At 31.4% G+C, this 21,546-nt stretch carries 18 protein-coding genes; all 18 read left to right on the forward strand.

The window, feature by feature from the left end; all coding sequences use genetic code 11:
• Nucleotide 1 precedes the first annotated feature (1 nt).
• The 18 genes from F598_RS0107205 to F598_RS0107290 all read left to right on the forward strand — a co-directional run bounded on the left by F598_RS0107205 (nucleotide 2) and on the right by F598_RS0107290 (nucleotide 21,533).
• Nucleotides 2-448: a hypothetical protein gene (locus tag F598_RS0107205; RefSeq protein WP_019038363.1), complete on the forward strand. Its 447-nt coding sequence runs from the start codon at nucleotides 2-4 to the stop codon at nucleotides 446-448.
• A gap of 194 nt (nucleotides 449-642) precedes the next feature.
• Nucleotides 643-1,605, forward strand: coding sequence for a GlxA family transcriptional regulator (locus F598_RS0107210; protein ID WP_019038364.1), 963 nt, complete (start codon nucleotides 643-645; stop codon nucleotides 1,603-1,605).
• A gap of 95 nt (nucleotides 1,606-1,700) precedes the next feature.
• Complete coding sequence (locus tag F598_RS0107215; RefSeq protein ID WP_019038365.1) at nucleotides 1,701-3,818, forward strand: DJ-1/PfpI family protein; 2,118 nt, start codon at nucleotides 1,701-1,703, stop codon at nucleotides 3,816-3,818.
• A 392-nt stretch (nucleotides 3,819-4,210) separates the two neighbouring features.
• A complete protein-coding gene (locus F598_RS0107220) occupies nucleotides 4,211-5,698 on the forward strand; it encodes an amidohydrolase family protein (protein ID WP_019038366.1) in 1,488 nt (495 codons plus the stop codon).
• Nucleotides 5,695-6,618, forward strand: coding sequence for a PD40 domain-containing protein (locus F598_RS0107225; RefSeq protein WP_019038367.1), 924 nt, complete (start codon nucleotides 5,695-5,697; stop codon nucleotides 6,616-6,618). The genes F598_RS0107220 and F598_RS0107225 overlap by 4 nt, the downstream gene beginning before the upstream one ends.
• Before the next feature lie 10 nt (nucleotides 6,619-6,628).
• Nucleotides 6,629-7,567: a polysaccharide deacetylase family protein gene (locus F598_RS0107230; protein WP_019038368.1), complete on the forward strand. Its 939-nt coding sequence runs from the start codon at nucleotides 6,629-6,631 to the stop codon at nucleotides 7,565-7,567.
• Nucleotides 7,568-8,141: 574 nt separating this feature from the next.
• Nucleotides 8,142-9,083, forward strand: coding sequence for a GlxA family transcriptional regulator (locus tag F598_RS0107235; RefSeq protein WP_281163568.1), 942 nt, complete (start codon nucleotides 8,142-8,144; stop codon nucleotides 9,081-9,083).
• A gap of 84 nt (nucleotides 9,084-9,167) precedes the next feature.
• Nucleotides 9,168-10,583, forward strand: a complete 1,416-nt coding sequence (locus F598_RS0107240) for a serine hydrolase domain-containing protein (RefSeq protein ID WP_026302575.1) — start codon at nucleotides 9,168-9,170, stop codon at nucleotides 10,581-10,583.
• A gap of 105 nt (nucleotides 10,584-10,688) precedes the next feature.
• Nucleotides 10,689-11,726: an alpha/beta hydrolase family protein gene (locus F598_RS0107245; protein ID WP_019038371.1), complete on the forward strand. Its 1,038-nt coding sequence runs from the start codon at nucleotides 10,689-10,691 to the stop codon at nucleotides 11,724-11,726.
• A gap of 56 nt (nucleotides 11,727-11,782) precedes the next feature.
• The gene (locus F598_RS14930; RefSeq protein WP_019038372.1) at nucleotides 11,783-13,168 is read left to right on the forward strand and encodes a TlpA family protein disulfide reductase; all 1,386 of its coding nucleotides are present in this window, start codon (nucleotides 11,783-11,785) and stop codon (nucleotides 13,166-13,168) included.
• Between the two features lie 305 nt (nucleotides 13,169-13,473).
• Nucleotides 13,474-13,647 carry a hypothetical protein gene (locus tag F598_RS15300; RefSeq protein WP_019038373.1) on the forward strand — a complete coding sequence of 58 codons (174 nt, stop codon included), beginning with the start codon at nucleotides 13,474-13,476 and terminating at the stop codon, nucleotides 13,645-13,647.
• A gap of 107 nt (nucleotides 13,648-13,754) precedes the next feature.
• A complete protein-coding gene (locus F598_RS0107260; protein ID WP_019038374.1) occupies nucleotides 13,755-15,110 on the forward strand; it encodes a gliding motility protein GldB-related protein in 1,356 nt (451 codons plus the stop codon).
• Nucleotides 15,111-15,133: 23 nt separating this feature from the next.
• The gene (locus F598_RS0107265) at nucleotides 15,134-15,781 is read left to right on the forward strand and encodes a hypothetical protein (protein ID WP_019038375.1); all 648 of its coding nucleotides are present in this window, start codon (nucleotides 15,134-15,136) and stop codon (nucleotides 15,779-15,781) included.
• Entirely contained in the window at nucleotides 15,774-16,439 is a 666-nt protein-coding gene (locus F598_RS0107270) for a DUF6624 domain-containing protein (protein ID WP_019038376.1), read from the forward strand. Before F598_RS0107265 ends, F598_RS0107270 begins: the two co-directional genes overlap by 8 nt.
• Before the next feature lie 126 nt (nucleotides 16,440-16,565).
• Nucleotides 16,566-16,997 (forward strand): response regulator transcription factor, encoded by a 432-nt coding sequence (locus tag F598_RS14935; RefSeq protein WP_019038377.1) that lies wholly within the window; start codon nucleotides 16,566-16,568, stop codon nucleotides 16,995-16,997.
• A 93-nt stretch (nucleotides 16,998-17,090) separates the two neighbouring features.
• A complete protein-coding gene (locus F598_RS14495; RefSeq protein ID WP_019038378.1) occupies nucleotides 17,091-18,356 on the forward strand; it encodes a pepsin/retropepsin-like aspartic protease family protein in 1,266 nt (421 codons plus the stop codon).
• A gap of 253 nt (nucleotides 18,357-18,609) precedes the next feature.
• Nucleotides 18,610-20,064, forward strand: coding sequence for a S41 family peptidase (locus tag F598_RS0107285; RefSeq protein WP_019038379.1), 1,455 nt, complete (start codon nucleotides 18,610-18,612; stop codon nucleotides 20,062-20,064).
• Nucleotides 20,065-20,087: 23 nt separating this feature from the next.
• Nucleotides 20,088-21,533: a S41 family peptidase gene (locus F598_RS0107290; protein WP_026302576.1), complete on the forward strand. Its 1,446-nt coding sequence runs from the start codon at nucleotides 20,088-20,090 to the stop codon at nucleotides 21,531-21,533.
• Nucleotides 21,534-21,546 lie beyond the last annotated feature (13 nt).

Below are 21,546 nucleotides of genomic sequence, written 5' to 3' on the forward strand. Positions count from 1 at the left end.
AATGTTTGAGGAAGGTAATATCATTTATTTTGACCCATTTTATTTTAAAAATGGTAATAAGGCTAAACCAAAATATTTTGTAGTTCTCAAGAATCAAGATAATTTAAATATCCTGGCATCTCTCCCAACAAGAAAAGATTCTATTCCTGCTAAAGATGAAATTGATGCTGGTTGCATAGATCTGCCAGACATTAATTTAAACTGTTTTGTAATTTCCCACTCTGAGGAAGTTACAGATTGTGGCAAATGTTTTGATTTTAAGACTTATATATACGGACATCAAATCGATATGTACGATACCGAATATCTAAATGAGATTTATCCTATTGAAAATTCTGATTACGAAATTTGGGGTAAGATGAAAGGTGACATATTTGTTGAATTAATTAGTTGCCTAAAGGGTTCTAGAGCTGTTAAGAGAAAATATAAAAAGCTTTTAAACCAGTGATAAAGTAATCAGTTATTCTAACCATTTACAAGCCACTATAATTTTAAAAATAAAATGTTTTTAAGTCCTTTTCAGGGCTTTTATATTTTTGATTGCGTTAAAATCCTAGACAAATAAATAAAATTCTACATTGCAAGTTAAAGTTAAGGTGTTCAAAAGAATACTTATCACCTTAAGATTTAGATTTTGTAAAAATGCATAATAAAAATTCAGAGTATCATTATCGAGCTGTATTTCTGGTGCCTCCAAGCGTTCATTTATTAGACCTAACAGGACCTGCCCATATTTTTTATGAAGCTAAAAGTTATGGTGCACCTATTGAGATCTCTTATGTTAGTCTTAGTAATGAATCAGAAGAAAAATCAACTGCCGAAATATCTTTAGGAAAACTTAAGCGCTTTAATGATTTCGTTTTAGGTCCAAATGATTGGCTTATTATTCCGGGACTGGAATCTGAGCTTTTGCTGAATGAGGTCTTTTTGAAGGAACACGTTCAATTCTACGAGTGGCTGCTGCTACAACATCAGCAAAAAGCGAAGATATGTGCAGTATGTACTGGAGCATATCTGCTAGCTAAAGCAGGCTTATTAGATGGAAAGAATTGTACTACTCACTGGAAATATCTTAGCGATTTTAGATATAGATTTCCTGATGCTAAATTATGTGCAGACAGACTATTCGTAAAAGATCAAAATATTTACTCTACAGCAGGTATTTCTTCAGGTATTGACTTATCACTCTTTCTACTTGAAGAGCAATTCGGATCTGTTGTCGCTTCTGAAATTGCCAGAGAAGTTGTAGTCTATCTCCGCAGAACTGCCTCTGACCCCCAACTAAGCGTTTTTTTACAGTACAGAAATCATATCGAAAACCAAGTGCACCAAGTTCAGGATTTATTGGCTCAGAATCTGAACAAAAAATTCACTATTGAAGATCTAGCGGAACATGCTTATATGAGTCCTCGTAACTTGACAAGGTTATTTAAAAAAACGACAGGTATTACCATCGGGAAATACATCGAAAAGCTAAGAGTAGAAAGGGCTATGCATCTTTTAGCAGAGGGCAAAAAAATGGATGAAGTAGCAAGTGAATGCGGTCTCAAAAGTACAAACCAGCTTCGGAGCTTGCTTAATAAATATAAAGCTTCTATTCATTAACATACTCCTGAAATTTATTTGTCCTTATTCTGCGCATCTTTGTCCTTTTTGATCCTATCAACTTTTTTAGATTTGATTTATCAATTAAAGATGATATGAAAAAAATAATCTTAATATTTCCTTTATTGTTTTTTATATGTGCTGCGATAGCGCAAAATTCTAGCTCAAAAGAAGACTCTACCTACATCTGCCCGCCTTGTGATAACTCTTGCGATCAGGAAGTGTATTCAGAACCAGGTATTTGCTCTCAATGCAATATGGCACTGGTAAAAAGAGAACTACCTAAAACTATTGCGTTTTATCTGCAGGATGGGGTAGAAGTATTGGACTTTGCAGGACCTCTTGAAGTTTTTTCTTATGCGGGCTATGAAGTATATACAGTTTCCAAAAACAGGCAACCTATAAAGTCACAGGGAGTGCTTACCATAACTCCTGATTACAGTATAGATGATGCTCCTCAGGCAGATATTTTGGCCTTCTTTGGAGGCAATGCCAGCTCAGCATATGAAGATGAAAACATAATAAACTGGATAAGACAACAGCAAGGGGTACAGTATTACTTTTCTGTATGTACAGGTGCCTTCATATTAGCTCAGGCAGGTATTCTGGATGGAAAAATTGCTACTACCTTTCATGATGCATTGCCCGATCTAGAAGCTGCGTATCCGGCAATAGATGTAAGGAAAAATGTTCGCTTTGTAGATAATGGTAACATCATTACCACAGCGGGTATCTCTGCTGGTATAGACGGAGCATTGCACCTGGTAGCTAAACTTAAGGGATTTGAGGCTGCCAAACGTACTGCATACTACATGGAATATGACAACTGGGAAGTTGGAAACGGTCTAATACTTTCAGACGATGATCCATATCCAAAGCAGATTTCTTATAAAAAGCTTCAAGAGTATGAGGGGGAATATGAATACATAAATAATTCTTCTCTACTAATTTTCGCCTCGGAACTTGATACCACGCTTTATGCGCTCATTGATGGTGCCAAGTATCCTTTAAATTATATGGATACTAATAAGTTCACTGATATTCAGGGTAAGCCTGTCATTTTCCAAAGAGATAAAAAAAGTAAAGTTAAAAGTTACAAAACTGAAGGAAAGACATTTGCTTTTCTCAACGATGATTTTGATAGGTCGATAGTGTATCCTAGAAAAGAATTATATGGCATTCCTGATTCTTATGCTTATCAGGTGCCGAAAGACCTGAATGATGGTTTATCGGTAGGGAATTTAGAAACTACTTTTGATAATTCTCAACCTATTATTGAAATGGTGAAAGAAACCATTATGGGACACTATCCAGATGTGCATAGTATACTCATACACAAAAATGACAAGCTAGTATTAGAGGAATATTTCTATGGTTACGATAAGAACACACCTCATCAATTGAGGTCTGCCACTAAGCCATTTATTGGCGGAGTCCTTGGAATTGCTATTGACAAGGGGTTTATTAAAAGCGAGGACGATAGACTTTTGCCTTATTTCAATTCCAGATATCAGGAAATCGCAAATATGGATGACAGGAAAAAAGATATAACCATTGAAAATTTCCTAAGGTATCGGCACGGCATGGACTGTGAGAATAATAATCCTGAAAGCGAAGGTTATGAGTTGAAAATGATGCAAAGTGAAGATTGGGTCAAACATACACTTGATCTACCCATGGTCAAAGAGCCCGGTCAAACCTCATCTTATTGTACAGGATGTCCTCTCACTTTGGGTAGTTTAGTCGAGATTACCACTGAAAAAAATATCGAAGATTTTGCGGAAAAGAACCTATTTGAACCATTAGGAATCTCGAATTACGACTGGACTTTTGAACCAAATCAGAAAAGCATAAATATGTTTAGTCAAATGTATATCACCCCGAGGGACTTAATAAAATTAGCTAAACTTTATAAAGATGGCGGTAAGTGGAAAGGTAATCAAATTATTTCTGAAGAATGGGTTAATAAAACATTTGATACAGAAGAAGGAGATTACGGATACGGATGGGAACATAAGTATTTCATTATTGACGGCAAGAGATATAATTCTTATTTAGCTACTGGAAATGGAGGGCAGAAAATAAACATTTGGCCAGAATTGGATATGATTACGGTATTTACAGGCGGAAATTATAATTCATATGCATTGTATGGTAAAAGTACTCCGCCCAATGAAATGATTCCTAAGTATATATTGAAAGCTTTGGAATAATGCCAGCACATAACAAAGAATACAGATAAAAAACAATTGTTTTTATCTATTTATTTGAAACAGAATTAATGTAAACTCATGGATTTTTTATACCATAAATTACTAACTCGTGTGCAAAACCATTAGAAATATGTCGATATAGAAATCTTTTTAGTAAATTTAAAATGGTCAAGATAAATTGACTCTTTAACCAGTCTTATAATTAATAATTATTATTAATCCGGGCCATATTTTACCTAAGATTTTAATGATATAATTAAAATCTGATTAAAAATTCAAAACTGGTCATTTTACCTCTCCCTAAAAAAAGGAATGGATATTCGTATTTTTACAATTCTTTGATATCTAGTTCTTTTACTTTTGGCATAAAATTTCCCAACAAATTCAAAATAATGTCCAAATTATATTATAAAAGAAATTTATTTTCCGTTGATCATTTTCAAAAGAAAAAATCAATTACAGTATTATTTCTTATATTTTTATTAGCAAGCTGTAATGAAAATGCTAACACTAATACAGGCAATTTATTTAATACAGCAGGTGCTTCAAAAGAGATTAATCAGGAGCAAAACAAATATTTAAAGTATAATTCGAAGAGTATTACTTTAACCAATGCAACTATTATTGATGGAACCGGTGATACCATAAAACAAAATCAAACACTTCTTATTGAAAATGGTGTATTCAAATCAATAGGAAATGATGGTGAAATTAATATTCCTAAGATCTCAAAAATAGTTGATTTAAAAGGGAAAACAATCATTCCAGGTATTATTGGGATGCACAACCACCTTCATATACCCAGGTTTCCTGATGTTGGTGAAATAGCATCCAAATTGTATTTAGCATCAGGGGTAACAACTATTCAGACCTGTGGTGCAGCCTCTCCTTATAAAGAGTTAGAGTTATCAAAAAAGATAGCTGAAGGAAACGTGGTAGGTCCTGACATTATTCCTAGTGCTCCGTTTATTACAGGATTAAGTGGTAATCCTAATATGATTATTCCCAGAAACGAAACACATTTAAGAGGTACCATGCAGCACTGGTTAAGGCAGGGAGTAAAGTGGTTTAAGGTTTACAGGAATATAGCTCCAAACGATTTAAAAATCGTGATTGATGAAGCGCATAAAAATGATGCTAAAGTAAGGGGACATTTATGTTCGATTACCTTTGAAGAAGCATCCAATTGGGGAATTGACGGCATAGAACATGGATTAAACAGCACAAGTGATTTCAGAACAAATAAAGAATTTGGTGTCTGCGTAGGTGGTAGAGAATATATGAATAAAATTATTATTGGAAGCAAAGAAGTTAAAGACTTACATAAATTAATGATAAATAACGGAGTCGCATTAACTTCTACTCTTTCCATTTACGAGGCTAGTATACCTAACAGGGCTTATGCTGATGAAAGGACTTTAGAAGCTATGTCTCCCTTTTTGAAAAATGAATATAAGGAAAGAAGAAAAACGTTTGATGCAAATCTGAATAACCTAACAAGAAACAATAGCTTAAAACGCATCATGCAGTTTGAATACCAATATTTTAAAATGGGTGGCTTGCTATGCAGTGGTGTAGATGCAGGAAGACACGTTCTTCCTGGCTTTGGTGACCAACGCAATTATGAACTTCATATTGAAACAGGCTTTTCAACCGAAGAAGCTATTCAAATTATGACTAGTAACGGAGCCAAGGCATTGGACCGTTCTGATATAGGGACAATTGAAGTAGGTAAAAGAGCTGACTTAGTTATCTTGGATGGTAATTTAAAGGAAAATTCAGCTGTAATCAAAGAAGTAGAAACCGTATTCAAAAATGGGATTGGGTATGATTCTGAAATCATACTATTAGAAACAAAAAACAAATTCGGTCTAGAATGAAATTCCTCATATTACATAAAATTGTAACTTTAGGTATAACATTCTTAATCCTTTCTCCTTTTAGTTTTTCAGCACAAACTGTCGAGAACCTTATATATTTGGGGCAAAAACCGCCTAAAATTCAGCCTGAATTATTTGCTCCCGATATCATTTCTAAGAAAAACAAATCACTATTTGGCTCGGTGTTTAATAAAGGCGGAACTGAATTTTACTATGGGGTAGATGTAAATGGAAAATCAGAGATTTGGTTCACTAAGTTAGAAAATAAAGAGTGGACTAAGCCTGAAACATTGCTTTCTCTCAATCATTATAATGCTAACGACCCTTTTCTTTCAAATGATGAAAATCAGCTGTATTTTATATCTAATAAAGCTAACTTGAGCGATACGATTAGTGATAGTTATAACATTTGGTACATCGAAAGGGATGGAAAAGATTGGAATCTAGAAATATTTAAGGTAGATACAACTGTCAATTCCGATAGGAATGAATATTATATGTCATTTACTTTAGATGGGAGTATGTATTTTTCTTCAAATGTTGACGCTCCGCCTGATAGTCAGCATAACTTTAATATTTATAAGTCAAAATATAAAAATGGTGCTTTTCTTAAATCAATACCAATGGATGAATCCATAAACACAAAAGATTATGAAGCAGATGTATTCATTGCTCCTGATGAGTCCTATATCATTTTTTGTAGCATAAGAAAAGAAGGTTACGGTCAAGGTGACTTATACATCAGTTTTAAAAATGATGATGGTAATTGGACAAAAGCCAAAAATATGGGAGAGATTATTAATACCGAAGGACACGAGCTTTGCCCATTTATAACAAAGGACGGTAAATATTTTTTCTACACTAGTAATAAAAAGATTTACTGGGTTGATTCGAAAATTATAAATTCTTTAAAAGACTAAATAAAAAGTGATGCCATTTAAGTTTAAAATAATAGCATTTTGTGTTATTAGCCTAATTAACACATCTGTTTCTGCCCAACAAAAGTCTATTTCTATCACCATAGATGATGTGCCTAACACTTCAAAATATGAAAAAGACAATTTCTCTGCCACTTTGCTAAATGTTTTGGATTCTCTCAAAATACCATTTACCATTTTTATCAATGAAAGTAAAATCACAAAAAATAGTTTTGAAGCAGCGAATAAGAAACTGTTGAAGAAGTGGATTGAAAATGATCAATCGATAGTTGGAAACCATAGTTATAGTCATTCTCGATATTCTGAAGTGGGATTTGATAACTTTATAAATGATATTGAGCAAGGTGAAATATTGACCAAAAAATATGCTTCTTTATATGACAAAAATCATAAGTATCTACGTTTTCCATATAATGATTTGGGTCAAGATTCTACTCAACATCTACAAATCAGAACTTTTTTAGAATCAAGAAACTATTTAATAGCTCCATTTACAATTGAAAGTTCCGATTGGATGTTTAATTATGTATATGAATACTATCTCAACAAAAAAGAATATAAAAAAGCCACAGCCATTGGAAAGCAATATGTCGAAAAGACTATTGAGTTGGTGAAATTTTATGAAGTACTGAGTGAATCAATTTATAATCGCCCTATTAACCATATCTATTTATGTCACGACAATTCCATTAATGCAGATTATTTGACCCAAATTGTAGAAGGATTTGAAAAAGTGAATTACAAGATTGTAAGCTTTAAGGAGTCACTAAAAGATCCAATCTACCAGCAGAAAGATTTCTACTACCAAAAATGGGGTATCAGTTGGTTATATAGATGGATGAGAAGTTCAAAAGAACGATATGCTTGGATGGGTCAAGCACCCGACTTATCAGACATTGAAAACACATATAACAACATTTTGATCAATTAACGTGGATTCAGTGTTAGTAGAAAAATCGATAGGCAGAAAGGATAAATGCATAAAACGATTTATATAAAAAATAGACGAGTTAGTTCTAAATTTAAGTGTTTTGGTTTAAATCAAACATTATGCTTAATCGAAAACTTCGTACTTTAAATTCCCTTAATTATCATACACTAAACCCAATATGGAAGTTCAAATAATATATGCTTTATTCAATATCTTAACGCTACAAATTAAGAAGGTGGATTTTATTCCAAAGTGTATATCGAATTTATTTTTGAAAAGGAAAAGTCATAGAATAACAATTATGAATCAAATCTTTTTTAAAAATACTTAAGATTTCAGGCAACGCAAATGGATTTTTATGCGTCTCTATGAATAGAGACTAATTTATAACTGTTTAACTTATAAAATTACATAAAGACTTAGTGTAAATCATAAAGTACAGAGAGCAACTAAGCCAAAAGTTTCAACCTATTTTTATAAACAGCTGATTCTTGAAAGGCTAGACCTCCAATTAAAACGAAAACATCTAGTTTGAAACTAATCAATACATAATCCTATCACCAAAATTCTACTCATAGTGCCCTCTAATGTAAACTTACAAGATGTAAGTGGTCCTGCTCATATTTTTAACGAAGCTAGAGAACTCGGAGCTAATATAGAAATGCATTTTGTATCGATGAGTGATAAATTTGAAATCAAAAGTAATTCAGGTTTATTCTTTACTAGATTAAAGCATTTTGAAGTATTCGAATTATCAAAAAATGATTTTGTCATTATTCCTGGTTTAAAATTCGAGCTTTTAAATAATACTGACTTTTTAAATCAAAGCAAACCTTTCTTTGATTGGCTGCATTTTCAATACTCTAGTGGTGTAAATGTATGCTCAATTAGTGAAGGTATGTTTTTACTTGTTGAAGCGGGAATTTTAAATAGCAAAGAATGTAATTCTCATTGGAACTATATATCTCAATTATATTATGGTTTTCCAAACGTTAATTCAGAAGAAAATAGATTGTATGTAGCTAAGGATAATTTATTTGCTAGCGTAGGAGTATCTGCTGGTGTTGATTTATCTCTGTATATAATAGAGAACTTATTTGGGCCTAAAATTTCATCTGATATTGCTCAAAAAGCAGTTCTGTATTTTAAACGAAACAAGTCAGACTTAAAAATTAGTATTTTTCTCCATCATAGAAATCATACGGATACAAGGATTCATGATGCACAAGATTATATGTTAGAACATTTATCTTCTCCAATTACAAATAGTGATATAGCAGAACATGTAAATATGAGTATGAGAAACCTTACAAGACTTTTTAAAAAAACTACAGGGGTTACCATAGGTACTTATTTAGAGAAAATTAGAGTTGATAGAGCCTTGAACTTACTATCAAATAACAATAAAGTTGAATCTGTGGCTAAATTATGTGGATATAAAAATTCAAATCAATTAAGAATACTGCTTAAACGTCATAAACGTATTCTACCAAAAAATATTTCTCTTCTAGACTAAATTTTGTCCTTATTCAGTGAGTTTTTGTCCTTTTATAATAATACTAACAGATTTATATTTACAATGTTAAAAATCATTTTAATAATGAAAAAAATTACATTAATTGTTCTAATACTATTTGTTAATCCTTCTTTTGGACAAAATGAAAAAGCTGAAAATAAAGTTACGACAGCAAATTTCATTATAAATTATAACAAGGGAAATTATAATGAGATATTTATGATGTTTGATGAAGTAATGAAAGAGACATTGCCATTAGACAAGACTACAGAATTTTTAAAAAGTCTTAAAACTCAAGCAGGTAATATTACAGATAGAGAATTCGTAACCTATGAAAATGGAACTTATGCTGTATACAAAGCAACCTTTGAGCGTGCTGTTTTAAGCCTTAATATTTCAGTAGATAATAATTCAAAAATAAATGGATTATTTATTGAACCCTTTACCGAAGAAATAATCAAAGGAAATATTGTTAATAACCTGTCTGTTAAAAAAGATTCAATCACGAAAAGCCAATCTGAAATCATATTTCAGAACTCGAAAGTATTTCCAAATCAAACACAATTGTCTATTGCTATAATTGACAATGGGAGAGTTAATTATTATGGAATAGAAAAAGAAAGAGACACTCTTTCAAACATCGATAACCAAAAGAGTGTATTTGAAATTGGTTCGATTTCAAAGGTTTTTACATCTACATTATTAGCAAAATTTGTATTAGAGGGAAAACTAAATTTAAATGAGAACATCAATAATTACTATAAAGTTCCTTTTAATAAGAATACAAAAACATCTTTTATTGAATTAGCTAACCATACTTCTGGACTCCCACGTTTACCTTCAAATTTGGATCTATCAAAAGTAAATCCTGAAAATCCATATAAAGATTACAAGCAAGTAGAATTAGAACATTATTTAACAACTCAGCTTGAATTATCTAATAAAGGGAATTATCAATACTCCAACACAGGTTCAGGATTACTTGGTTATACTTTAAGTAAGATTGAGAATGAGACTTATGGAGGACTCCTTCAAAAATATATTTTTTCTAAATATGACATGATAAATTCTACTGTAGATATCAATAAAATAAAAGGTGACTTAGTGAGGGGTTTAAATAGCGAAGGAATTATAGTTCCTAATTGGGAATTTTCAGCTTTAGCTGGAGCAGGTGGAATTTTTTCAACAGTTGAAGATCTATCGCATTTTGCTCTTTCTCAATTTGACGCCACTAACAAGGAACTTAAGCTTACGAGAGAAAAAACGTTTGTAGTAAATGAAAACATGGATATGGGATTAGGATGGCACATATTAAAGTCTCAATCAAAAAATTCTTGGTATTGGCATAATGGAGGTACTGGCGGTTATTCATCATCAATGGTAATCGACGATAAATCAAAAAATGGAGTAATTATTTTATCAAATGTATCTGCATTTAATCCCAATATGGGAAATATAGACAGGCTTTGTTTTGCATTAATGAAAACACTTGAGAGATAAAATGACGCTCAAATACTTAAATATATATCGCTTTAGCATATTTTTTATAGGATTGATTAAAGAATGTAACAAAAATTAAAGCTTCACGTATTTAAATTTAAATAAATGACTAAAATAATATTCATAATATATTTTGTTCTTATAGGATCTACAGCTAATGCGCAAATCACTCAAGAACTTCTTGATTTCAAATTTGAGGGCAATAAACTATCAGGTGTTTTAAATCTTCCACAAAATTCTGAGCCAAAAGGAATTGTATTAATAGTCCATGGATCTGGACGAACAAATGCTATTGCTCAAGATTCATATCTAGATGTCCGTAAAGCAATACTTAAAGCAGGATACGGTACCTACATGTGGGATAAAATGGGATGCGGTAAAAGTGAAGGTACATTTAATTATAACCAACCTGTTCAAAATAGCGCCCTGGAAGTAATAGCAGCCATTAAAAATTTAAAAGCAAAGAAAATCTTAGGGTCGGATCAAATAGGCCTCTGGGGCATTAGCAGAGCTGGATGGATAAACCCAATAGTTATTAATAATTACAATGACATTAAGTTTTGGATTTCTGTAAGTGGTGTAGATGAAAAGGAAAACTTTAAATACCTTTTAAAACAAAACTTAAGGATTAATGGGCATCCAAAAGATTCTGTTCAATTAATAGTAGAGGAATGGGTAAAAGGTACAAAAATTACTCATTCAGGTGGAGAATTTAAAGAATTTCAGAGAGCAACAACTAACCTCAGTAACAATCCCTTTTGGTTGAGGTTTACAAATGGGGGAGTTACAGAAGAAGGCTATTACAACTACCAGCATAGTTTTATGAGAGAAGAAATAGATGAGGCTTCCGGGTTACAAGTATATGTTGAGAACTTTGATACTATTTTATCGGGTGTCAATTGTCCAGTTTTAGCATTATTTGGAGAAAATGATATGAATGTAGATTGGATGTTGACTAAATCATTGTATGAAAAAGCATTAAACAACACAGACTTAACTATAAAATCTTTTCAAGGCTGTAACCACAATATGTTTAATTCTAAAACGGGTGGATTCTATGAATTTCAGGATAATAATTTACCAAGAAAAAGATGTGATGGCTTTTTGGATTCAATTACTAATTGGCTCAAAGAAATGAGTTAATATCATCTAGAGATATTAAAGTTTAAAATTAAGTTATCTAACAAAAATAATACAGTATGAATACCAAAAGTGTTTCAATTTTTTTCTTAATTATGATAATTGTATTTAATTATTCTTGCAAAAAAGATGAGTTAGATAGCAGTTTGATATTCTCAGGTAAAATAGAAAGTCCTAATTCCGATACTTTAAATATTTTAAACAAAAATCAAGAGATAATCGAGTCTATCATTTTAAATAAGGACAAAACGTTTATAGACACCTTAAACCTATCAAAAGGCTTTTATAGTTTTACAAATGGCAAAGAAAGTACAAAAGTCTTTTTAAAACCTAATTATGACTTGAGTCTATCTTTAAACACAAAGGAGTTTGATGAATCCATAAAATATGAGGGAAAAGGTGCAAATGAGAACAACTACCTTGCAAAAAAATCACTTTTAGAAGAAAGTTTTGGAGATTTGAATTATTATGGATTCTACGGAAAACTTTCCGAAAGCGAGTTCCTTAAGCTTACAGATTCTTTATATAATCTTCAAAAAGACTTATTAGTAAAAAGTGTTGATTTAGACAAAGACTTCTTTTTTATTGAATCTAAATCTATTGAATTTGAAAAATTAAATAAAATCTCTACTTATGAAAACCTGCATAGGTTTGTAACAGGAAATAAAGAATTTAAAGTCTCTGAAAATTATCCTAATGCTTTTAAGAACGTAGATTTATCTAATGAGAGCCTTTTGATTTCTCCTAATTACCTTTCTTACATTCAATCTTATTTAAGAAAGCTATCTAATGATAGAATGGCTGAAAACGATGATAATTTTGATCCTACCTTAGAATATGTAAAAACAATTAGAAAAGAAGTCAACAGCGATATAATAAAAGAAGAGTTATTGTATGATGTAGGAAAATGGGAATTAAATTACACTAAAAAGTTAGATAGTGTTTTTAATATAATAAGTTTAGCACTAACAAATGATAGGTATTTAAGTGAAGTAACTGTAAAATACAAAGAATTAAAAAAAACAGAAAAAGGAGCTATTTCACCAGTGTTTGAATTGAATGATATCTATGGGAAATCTATTTCACTTAATGATTTTAAAGGAAAATTAGTTTACATAGATATTTGGGCAACATGGTGTTTACCTTGTATCATAGAAATGCCCTATTTAAAGAAAATGAAAAACTATTTTAAAGGGAAGAATATTCAAATTATTAGTATTTGTAAAGACGACAGTGAAAAAAATTGGAGAAAGATGGTGGAAGAAAAAGAATTAGGTGGAATTCAAGTTTTTGCACCAGATAATGGCATTTCATTTTTCAAAGATTATTCTGTTCAAGGAATTCCTAGATTCATTTTAATAGATAAAGATGGTAAAATAATTGATGCAAATGCAAAAAAGCCGTCTGATCCTGAACTCCAAAAAGAAATTGAAGAGTATTTATAGGGGAAAAAATAAAACGATGCTTACGATAATCTACATGGATAAACGTCAACCATAACTGTCTTTTTTAGTTATCTAAAATATTAAACCATAATGTTAGTTTGAAACTTGTGTAACATGTTAGGAATTACAAGACTCAATAATAGTAAAATTAATCAATAATCAAATTTGAAATTGAAAAGTAGACTAGTAAAGATATTTCTGACGAATTCAATATTGGAATGAGTACTAAGAAATCGCTTGTGAGTAATATTTTTAATCAAACTAAAAGTCATGGCGAGTAAATAATTTAAACTTAAATAGAAAAGATGAAAACAATATTAAATATAAAAATTTTTAAAAGAGTCTTATTATTTACTCTTAGTGGTTATATAATTGGATTAGTTATTTCGCACATCAATTTATTCGGAAGTAGTCAAAATGCCTCTTTGATGTGTGCTTTTGGAGCAATGGCATTTTCTATTTTAAGTTTGAAAAATTAAAAGCTTGATATGCTGAATGAATAAAAGTAAAATAAAAATCAATAATAAAATATCTTAATCATTTTTTCATAAGGTATAAAAATGAATTCGTCAATAATAAAATAAAAATGAAAAAACTATTAATTAATTGTTTACTACTACTAACTATTATCTATTCTTATGGTCAAAATGTAACCAATATAGAAATTGATAAAGATTATTCTGATATCAACTTTGAGAAAGAATTAAACTATAAAATTAAATTAAAAAAAGGTGAAGTTTATTATTTTACAGTTTTGCAGCAGGGCATTGATGTGGAATTGTTTTTTTATGACAAGGATATAGAACTAATTACTCAAAAGGACACACCTAACGGTATAAACGGAGAAGAAAAATTAGAATACTTAGCATCTGAAACTGGATTGTTTTATTTAAGAATTAAACGACTTGAAGAAAATGGTAATCCAGAACAAGGGGTATTAAGTATTCGTATCAACAAACTTTCTGGTAAAGAGAAAAAATACAAAAAGAAAATAATCAAAGCTTTAGCCCTGGAGAACAAGAAGTCTGTTCAAACAATAGATATCGATCATTTTTGGGAAGCATTTGATCATTTAGAGAATTGTAAAACGATGCAAGATAGTGTTGATGTTTTTCAAAGATTATATATAGACCGAGCTACAGATGGGCTTTTGGATTTTATGGTATATACTGAAATGTCAGCCGAAGCAATTGCAGCAACAGTAGCTGCAGTGCCTAAATTTTATAACTCTGTAAGGGAAAATACTTATCAGGTAAAACAAATGGAGCCTGTTATCGAAGAAATTGTGGAAAAATTTAAAAAAAATTATCCAAAGTTTGAGCCCCACAAGATTACGTTTTCAATAGGTATTTTAAGATCAGGAGGAACCGTTTCCGAAGACTACCTACTCATTGGTTCGGAGCTTGCAGCAGCAACAAACAAAACAGACTTGTCTGAGATTCCCAGTGAAGCTTTAAAAGCACAATTGTCAGGTAGTAAAAATGTTGAGCAAAGAATTAAAAATTTTGTTGCACATGAATATGTTCATACACAGCAACCACCCGCAAGTTATGCTGATGACGCTATAAGATGTCAACTTCTTTATAGAGCAATGAGAGAAGGGTTTTGTGATTTTATTGGAGAATTATTGTCAGGTAGCCAAATCAATGAAATAGCGCTGGAGTATGGTAATCAGCATGAAAAAGAATTATGGCAAGACTTTAAAGATGAATTGTGCAATAGCAATTCTGAGAATTGGTTTTATAATTATTCAACAGTAGAAGAAAAACCTGCTGATCTAGGTTATTATATTGGGTATAAAATAGCACAAGCTTATTACAACAAAGTAGAAGATAAACAACAAGCTGTGATTGATATCATTGAAATGGATGATCCTATTTCATTCCTTCAAAAAAGTGGTTATGATCGTCAAAAAAAATTCAGTAAATCAGTAGATGAATAGTTGAAAAAAGTAAGAATATAAGCATGAAAGAATCAATGCAAAAAATTAAATCACTTCTTCAAAAAACTACTAAATACTTTTTTGATTTTTTAGTTGTTTTTATAGGTGTTTTTCTAGCATTTTGGCTGAATGCTCGAAAAGAAGAGCAAAACAAGGAAGAAGAACAAGTTCAAGTTTATAGAGCTATTTATGAAGACATGAATGCCTTTTACCTTTCAGGACGTGAAGAAAATAAAAACGGATTTGTCAATGTTTTTCAAAATTATGAAAGCAAGCTGGATAGTCTTATATCCATAAAGAAAATACCAGCTAACATGAGATTTTTTGGAGATTATTGGCATTTAGAAATAGTTAATTCGTTATCAAGAGGAGAAAAATTAACAACTATAGATGCTGAATTATTTAAAGGATTAGCCAACTTTAATACTTCCCATCAAATGTTTATTCAAGAAATTGAAAACTTTAACCAAAAATATGAAACTTATATTACAGTTCACTACGAAGAAGGAATGGACTATTTTTATAAGCTAGATTCGAATGAACCTGTAGAACGAATTAAAACATTACAGAAACGATTAAACCACATTATTAGTCTTGCACAAATGCTGGTTAAGACTGCAGAAAACGCTAAAATGAATCTTAATCGAGAATTTAATTTTGAAAATGAATAAAATTTATCAAATCTTGTGGATTGTTTTTTTAGTTTTTAGTTGTAAAGAAGACCCTTCTCAAAGTGATTCAACACACCGAAAAGTTGAGTTCAATCAAATTCTTGCAGACGAGTTAAAATCAATGGCTGAAATTGACCAATTAGCAGCATCCAATTTTGTTCCACCTACAACTTATTCTCATTTATCATTGGAAGAATGGGAGTCATTTCAAGATAGCGTATATACTACTCATCAACTCCGACTAAAAGAAATTTTTAAAGAACATGGATTTGTTGGCTTTGATTTAGCAGGAGAAGAAGGATCAAGAAACTTTTGGCTGATGGTTCAACATTCAGATCAATATCCACAATTTCAAAACGAAGTTTTGAAAAAAATGAAAATGGAAGTCGATAAAAAAAATGCAGATTCCAGTATATATGGATTGTTAGTGGATCGAGTAAAAATTAACACTGGTCAACCTCAAATTTATGGTACTCAAGTAGATTACAAGATGAATCCATGCCAAGCATTTCCTAAGAATTTGGTTGACCCCGAAAATGTAAATAAAAGAAGAAAAGAAATTGGACTTCAACCAATTGAAGAGTATTTGAATATGATGACTCTCATGAATTGTGATCGGTTAAAAAAACTTGAAGCTAAAAAGCAAGAGTTAAACTGATGTGAAAGAAAGTCTTGTAGTCTAAAAGGGGAGTGGAGATTTAGTATATAACTTAAAGATCATTTGACGATTAAAAAATGATAATAGATATGTCCTTTGAGGTTAAATATATTTCCTTAAAATATAATGCATCTAAAAATTAATAAACTACTTCTAGCCCTAGCAATTATTGGAGCCATCTGTATCTGTTATTCTTTAATACAACAAAAGGATAGGATTTCAAGCTTTAATACCAAACAAGCAGAAATCATCGTAATAGATTTAAAAGATCATAATGAGATTAATTATTTATTAATTTTAGGCATGTTCTTACTCCTACCTTCATTGGTGATTTTTATGGTGAGATACTTTGGTGTATCTAATACCAAGATTAATGATAAAACGAGTTTGACTCAAAAAGAAAGTGAGGTTTTAATATTAATAGAAAGAGGCTATTCCAATAAAGACATCTCAAATGAACTATCTATTAGTGTAAGTACGGTCAAGACACATGTCAATAATATATTTAAGAAGAAAAAAGTAACCAAAAGAGTTGAATTAATTCAAAATTGTAGTTGAAAAAGAGGTACTAATACTAAAATCCACCCTGCTTCATTTCTTTGACTTGCCAATTTATAGTTGTTTAGCAAACAAATTATAAATGAATCAATTATGAAAATAATTTTCACAGTACTTCTCATTACTTTTTTACTACAGCCTGTTTTTTCACAAGACATCGAACAATGTAGAGAGATAGTTAAAATAACTACCCATGGAGTCAATAAAAAATCATCAATTCAATTAGAAAGCTATCTAGCACCAGAATTTGAAATCGCAGGTCGAAAAGGTGAAATTGCAAAAATAGTTTTAAAACAACTTTTCTCACAATTGGGAGATTCTATTCAATCTTACACTGAATTAAGTTCAGAATTAATCGAAAATTCATTGGTACTAGTTTATACCATGGAATACAGTAAAATGGGACATAAAAAGGCAACTTTCGTTTTTGATGATAAGAACCAGCTCAAAAGTTTAGAATTATTTGAAATGGAAGTAAAAACAATGGATAATTCTAATAGGTATATCTCAAAACCAAAAGAAGATGTCATTAGAATTCCTTTTTTTAAGATTGGTAATTTAATGGCTGTAGAAGTTATGTTAAACAATGAAAAAAGAATTTTTCTCTTTGATAGCGGCTCGCCAAAAGTGATCCTTAACTCTAATTACTTTTTAAAAAGCGATAGCTTAAAAACGAAAAGCATTTCCTCTTCAAAGGGAGCAGGAGGGAGTATTTCAGGAATGGATATTAAAAAGTTAAAAAAGCTTGAATTTGGTGGTATTACAATGGAGAATCAAGACATGCTAACTCTGGACATTTCTCATTTAGAAAAAGGACTTAATACTAACATAGAGATTTATGGACTTATAGGTTATGAACTGATTAAAGATTATGATTTACTTTATGATTTTGAAAGAAAGGAACTTACTTTGATAAATCCTAGTTATTATAATCAGTATAAAAATGAGCATTTTTTGAATTCTAAACTATCAATTTTACCATTCGATTTATCAAGTCACATCCCCGTTTTTAAAGCTAGTATTGGTAATGAAGAGTATTCTTTCGGTCTTGATTCTGGTGCTGAAAAAAATCTTATGGATGATGATTTGTTAGCATCAATGTCCAAACACTTAAAAGGTACTTCGATTGATACTTTATCTGGAGCTGATAAAAATAGGATAGAAGTAACAAAGGGACTGATTGAAGAAACCAAAATTGGACAAACCAAAATCAAAAATATGGAAACAGTATTCAGTGATATGTCACATTTAAATGATGGTTATAAACTTCAACTAAATGGTTTAATGGGCTATGAATTATTATCTACGCAAAAAACATTAGTAAGTTATCATAGAAAACAAATGATGTTCATAGAATGAAAGTCAAATTTTTACTTGATGAAGTAAAACACAGAACTTTAATATTGCCCTTTTAAAATATGAATTCAAAAAGACATCTCTTATAAGTATTGAAGGTTACTACTTTCCACAATACGCTTTTTAAGCAGTGGATTTGTCCTTATTCAGTGAAAGTTTGTCCTTTTATCGTTTAATAGTATCATCTATATTTACATTACAAAAACCTCAAAATAATTAGATATCTAGGTACAAATTACAACAAAAAACCAACTGAATGAAAACAATTTTAAAACCATTACTCACGGTATATTTGGCTATTGCAGGAATTGGATCAGCACATGCTCAAGAATGCGTCTGTAGTGAAGCCTATGAAAAAGCTGTGGAAGCTTATGAAAAGAACTATTCATTATTTATGTATAAAGTGACAGATGATAATAGAGACTTGTACACCGCACATAAGGATGTAATGCGAGAAAAAGCAAATCAAAGCTCTAGTCTAATTGATTGTAAGATTATACTTGAAAAGTATCTTGAATTCTTCAGAGACGGTCATACTTATATTGTTTCTTCCACTAATCAGACAAACGAAATTAATAGAGAAAATATAGAAATAACCGAAAAGCAATTTAAAGAAGATTATGATAAAAAAGCGTATAATCTCAATCCACTTTTAGGCATTTGGAATAGTGGCAGCTACACCATAACAATAATTCCAAACCCTGAACATAATATAAAGGAAAGAGATTTTGTAGGAGTAGTTCTGGAGACCAGTAATCCTGATTGGAAAAAAGGCGAAGTAAAACTAGAACTTACCTCTATTTTTGGCACTTCCTATCAAATCAATTATATGATGGGAGATCATTCAAAGAAAAAGACTTCTGGAGAACTGATTGATCGTGGCATTCTTGAAATCAATGATCTTGGTGAGTGGACCAAGTTATGGCCTGAAGTTGAAAATATAAAAAAAAGAAGCGAAATCGAACTTAAATATGATGAATTTCATTTAAGTTATATTAATGAAATTCCTTATTTGAGACTGCCAGATTTTTATTCGGTGGCACCAAGTTACGTGGATAGTTTATTGAAGGCGAATCATGAAAAGATTTTAAAATCTGACTTTATAGTGGTGGATGTTAGAGGCAATCCTGGTGGGAACGATGGAACTTATTTTCCAGTACTTCCTTACGTTTTAACAGGTCCTATCACATTGCCATCCAATGGGTTTTGGCTAAGTGATGACAATACAGACTATCTTATAAAAGCATTTGCGGCTAGTAACGATTTAACTGTTGAAGAATATGCAAAACAAGAAAAAGAGGAATACGAGATGTTTAACTCTAATAGAGGAACAGCATACTTTAAAGGCTCTGGAACCTGGACTTTTACCGCAGACACAATTTATAATGGGCCAAAAAAGGTTATTATATTAACTGATGAAGAGGTAGGTAGCTCTGGAGAAACCTTTGTATATCGAGCTAACCAAAGCGATAAAGTTGTTGTTTATGGACAAAATACCGCTGGGGTTGTAGATGGATTTAATGGTTTTCCTCTAGACTTAGGTTGTTTTACAGCGGTTTTCCCAACGTCCTATAGAGCTCCTGATATTAAAGACAATCCTATTGATCCTTACGGAATAGCTCCTGATGTGTTTGTAAACGAGAATGAGGATGTTTTGACTTATGCCATTGAACATATGAAACAATTAATAAAAAATGAAGGAGCTAATTAGTTTTACACAATAAAATCAATCTAATGAAACAATTAATACTCTGGGTATTTGGGTTAGGCCTATTTACATTACCTATTTTAAAATTACAGGCGCAAGAGTGTTCCTGCAGCGACATGTTTGAGAAAACAATAAATGTTTACGAGTCAAACTATTCCCTTTTCATGTTCAAAGTAACAGATGAAAACCGAGATTTATACAATGCTCATACGGCAGTCATGCGAGAAAGAGCAAACCAAACAGAGACATTGCAAAATTGTAAAACAGTGTTGGAGCTATGGTTAGACTTTTTTAGAGATGGCCATAACTACTTAAGTATTTCGTCTAAATCTGAAATGAATTCTGAGAAAATTAAACTTTCTGAAAAGCAATTCAAATTAGATTATAACCGCAAACAGTATTCTCAAAATCCGATTCTAGGTATTTGGCAGAATAGAGGGTATAAAGTTGCTATAATTCCAAACCCTAAAAACAGTAAAGGTGGAAGAGATTTTGTAGGAGTGGTTCTAGAAAGTAGCAGTGAACAATGGGGTCAAAATGATGTAAAATTTGAGTTGAAAACAGATTTTGGAAGTAACTACAATGCAAATTTTATGATGAGCGATCATGTACCCATGACAACAAAAGCTCAACAACTCACAAAAGGCAAGCTAAGTTTTGCTGGGATGAAAACATCATGGACAAAAGTCTGGCCTGAAAACGAGATTGAAAAGCTATCTGAAGTCGACCTTAAATTCAATGAATTTCATTTTACAGAACTTGACGGTATTCCATACCTGAGATTTCCAGATTTTTATTCTGTGGACCAGGCTCATGTGGATAGTATCATGAGCGCCAACCACAGCAAGCTAGTCAAAGCAGATTTTATTATTGTAGATGTAAGAGATAATGGCGGAGGAGATGATTCCAATTACTATCCAATTTTACCATATATTTTGAGTGGTCCAGTTCAAATTCCAAATACAGGACTCTGGATGAGCGAAGATAACATAAACCAATTTCTAGAATCTAGCGGTTTGAAAGGTAAATCTTTACAGGAGTATTCTGAAGAAGAACGAGAACTATATGATTACATCATGTCTTTAAAAGGTACCGCTTTTTTTCAGGAGGAGGACTATGCTTCTACCTACAAACCAGACATCCTCTACGCTGGGCCCAAAAGAGTCATACTATTAAGCAGTGGAGCAGGTAGTTCAGGTGAAACTTTTGTATACCGTGCTAACCAAAGTGAAAAGGTGGTAGTTTATGGTGAAAATACAATGGGTATTGTAGACGGGTTCAATGGTTTATCTTTAGATATAGGATGTTTCAAACTGACGTACCCATCGTCTTTTCGATCAAAAGATATAAATCAAAACCCGATCGATCCCTATGGTATTGCACCAGATGTTTACGTGGATGAAGATGAAGAAGATGTCTTAACTTATGCCATTGAACATATGAAACAATTGATTAAAATTGATACCGATTAGCATTTACCAGTTA

It is taken from the genome of Psychroflexus tropicus DSM 15496 (assembly GCF_000378765.1).
GTDB lineage: Bacteria > Bacteroidota > Bacteroidia > Flavobacteriales > Flavobacteriaceae > Psychroflexus > Psychroflexus tropicus.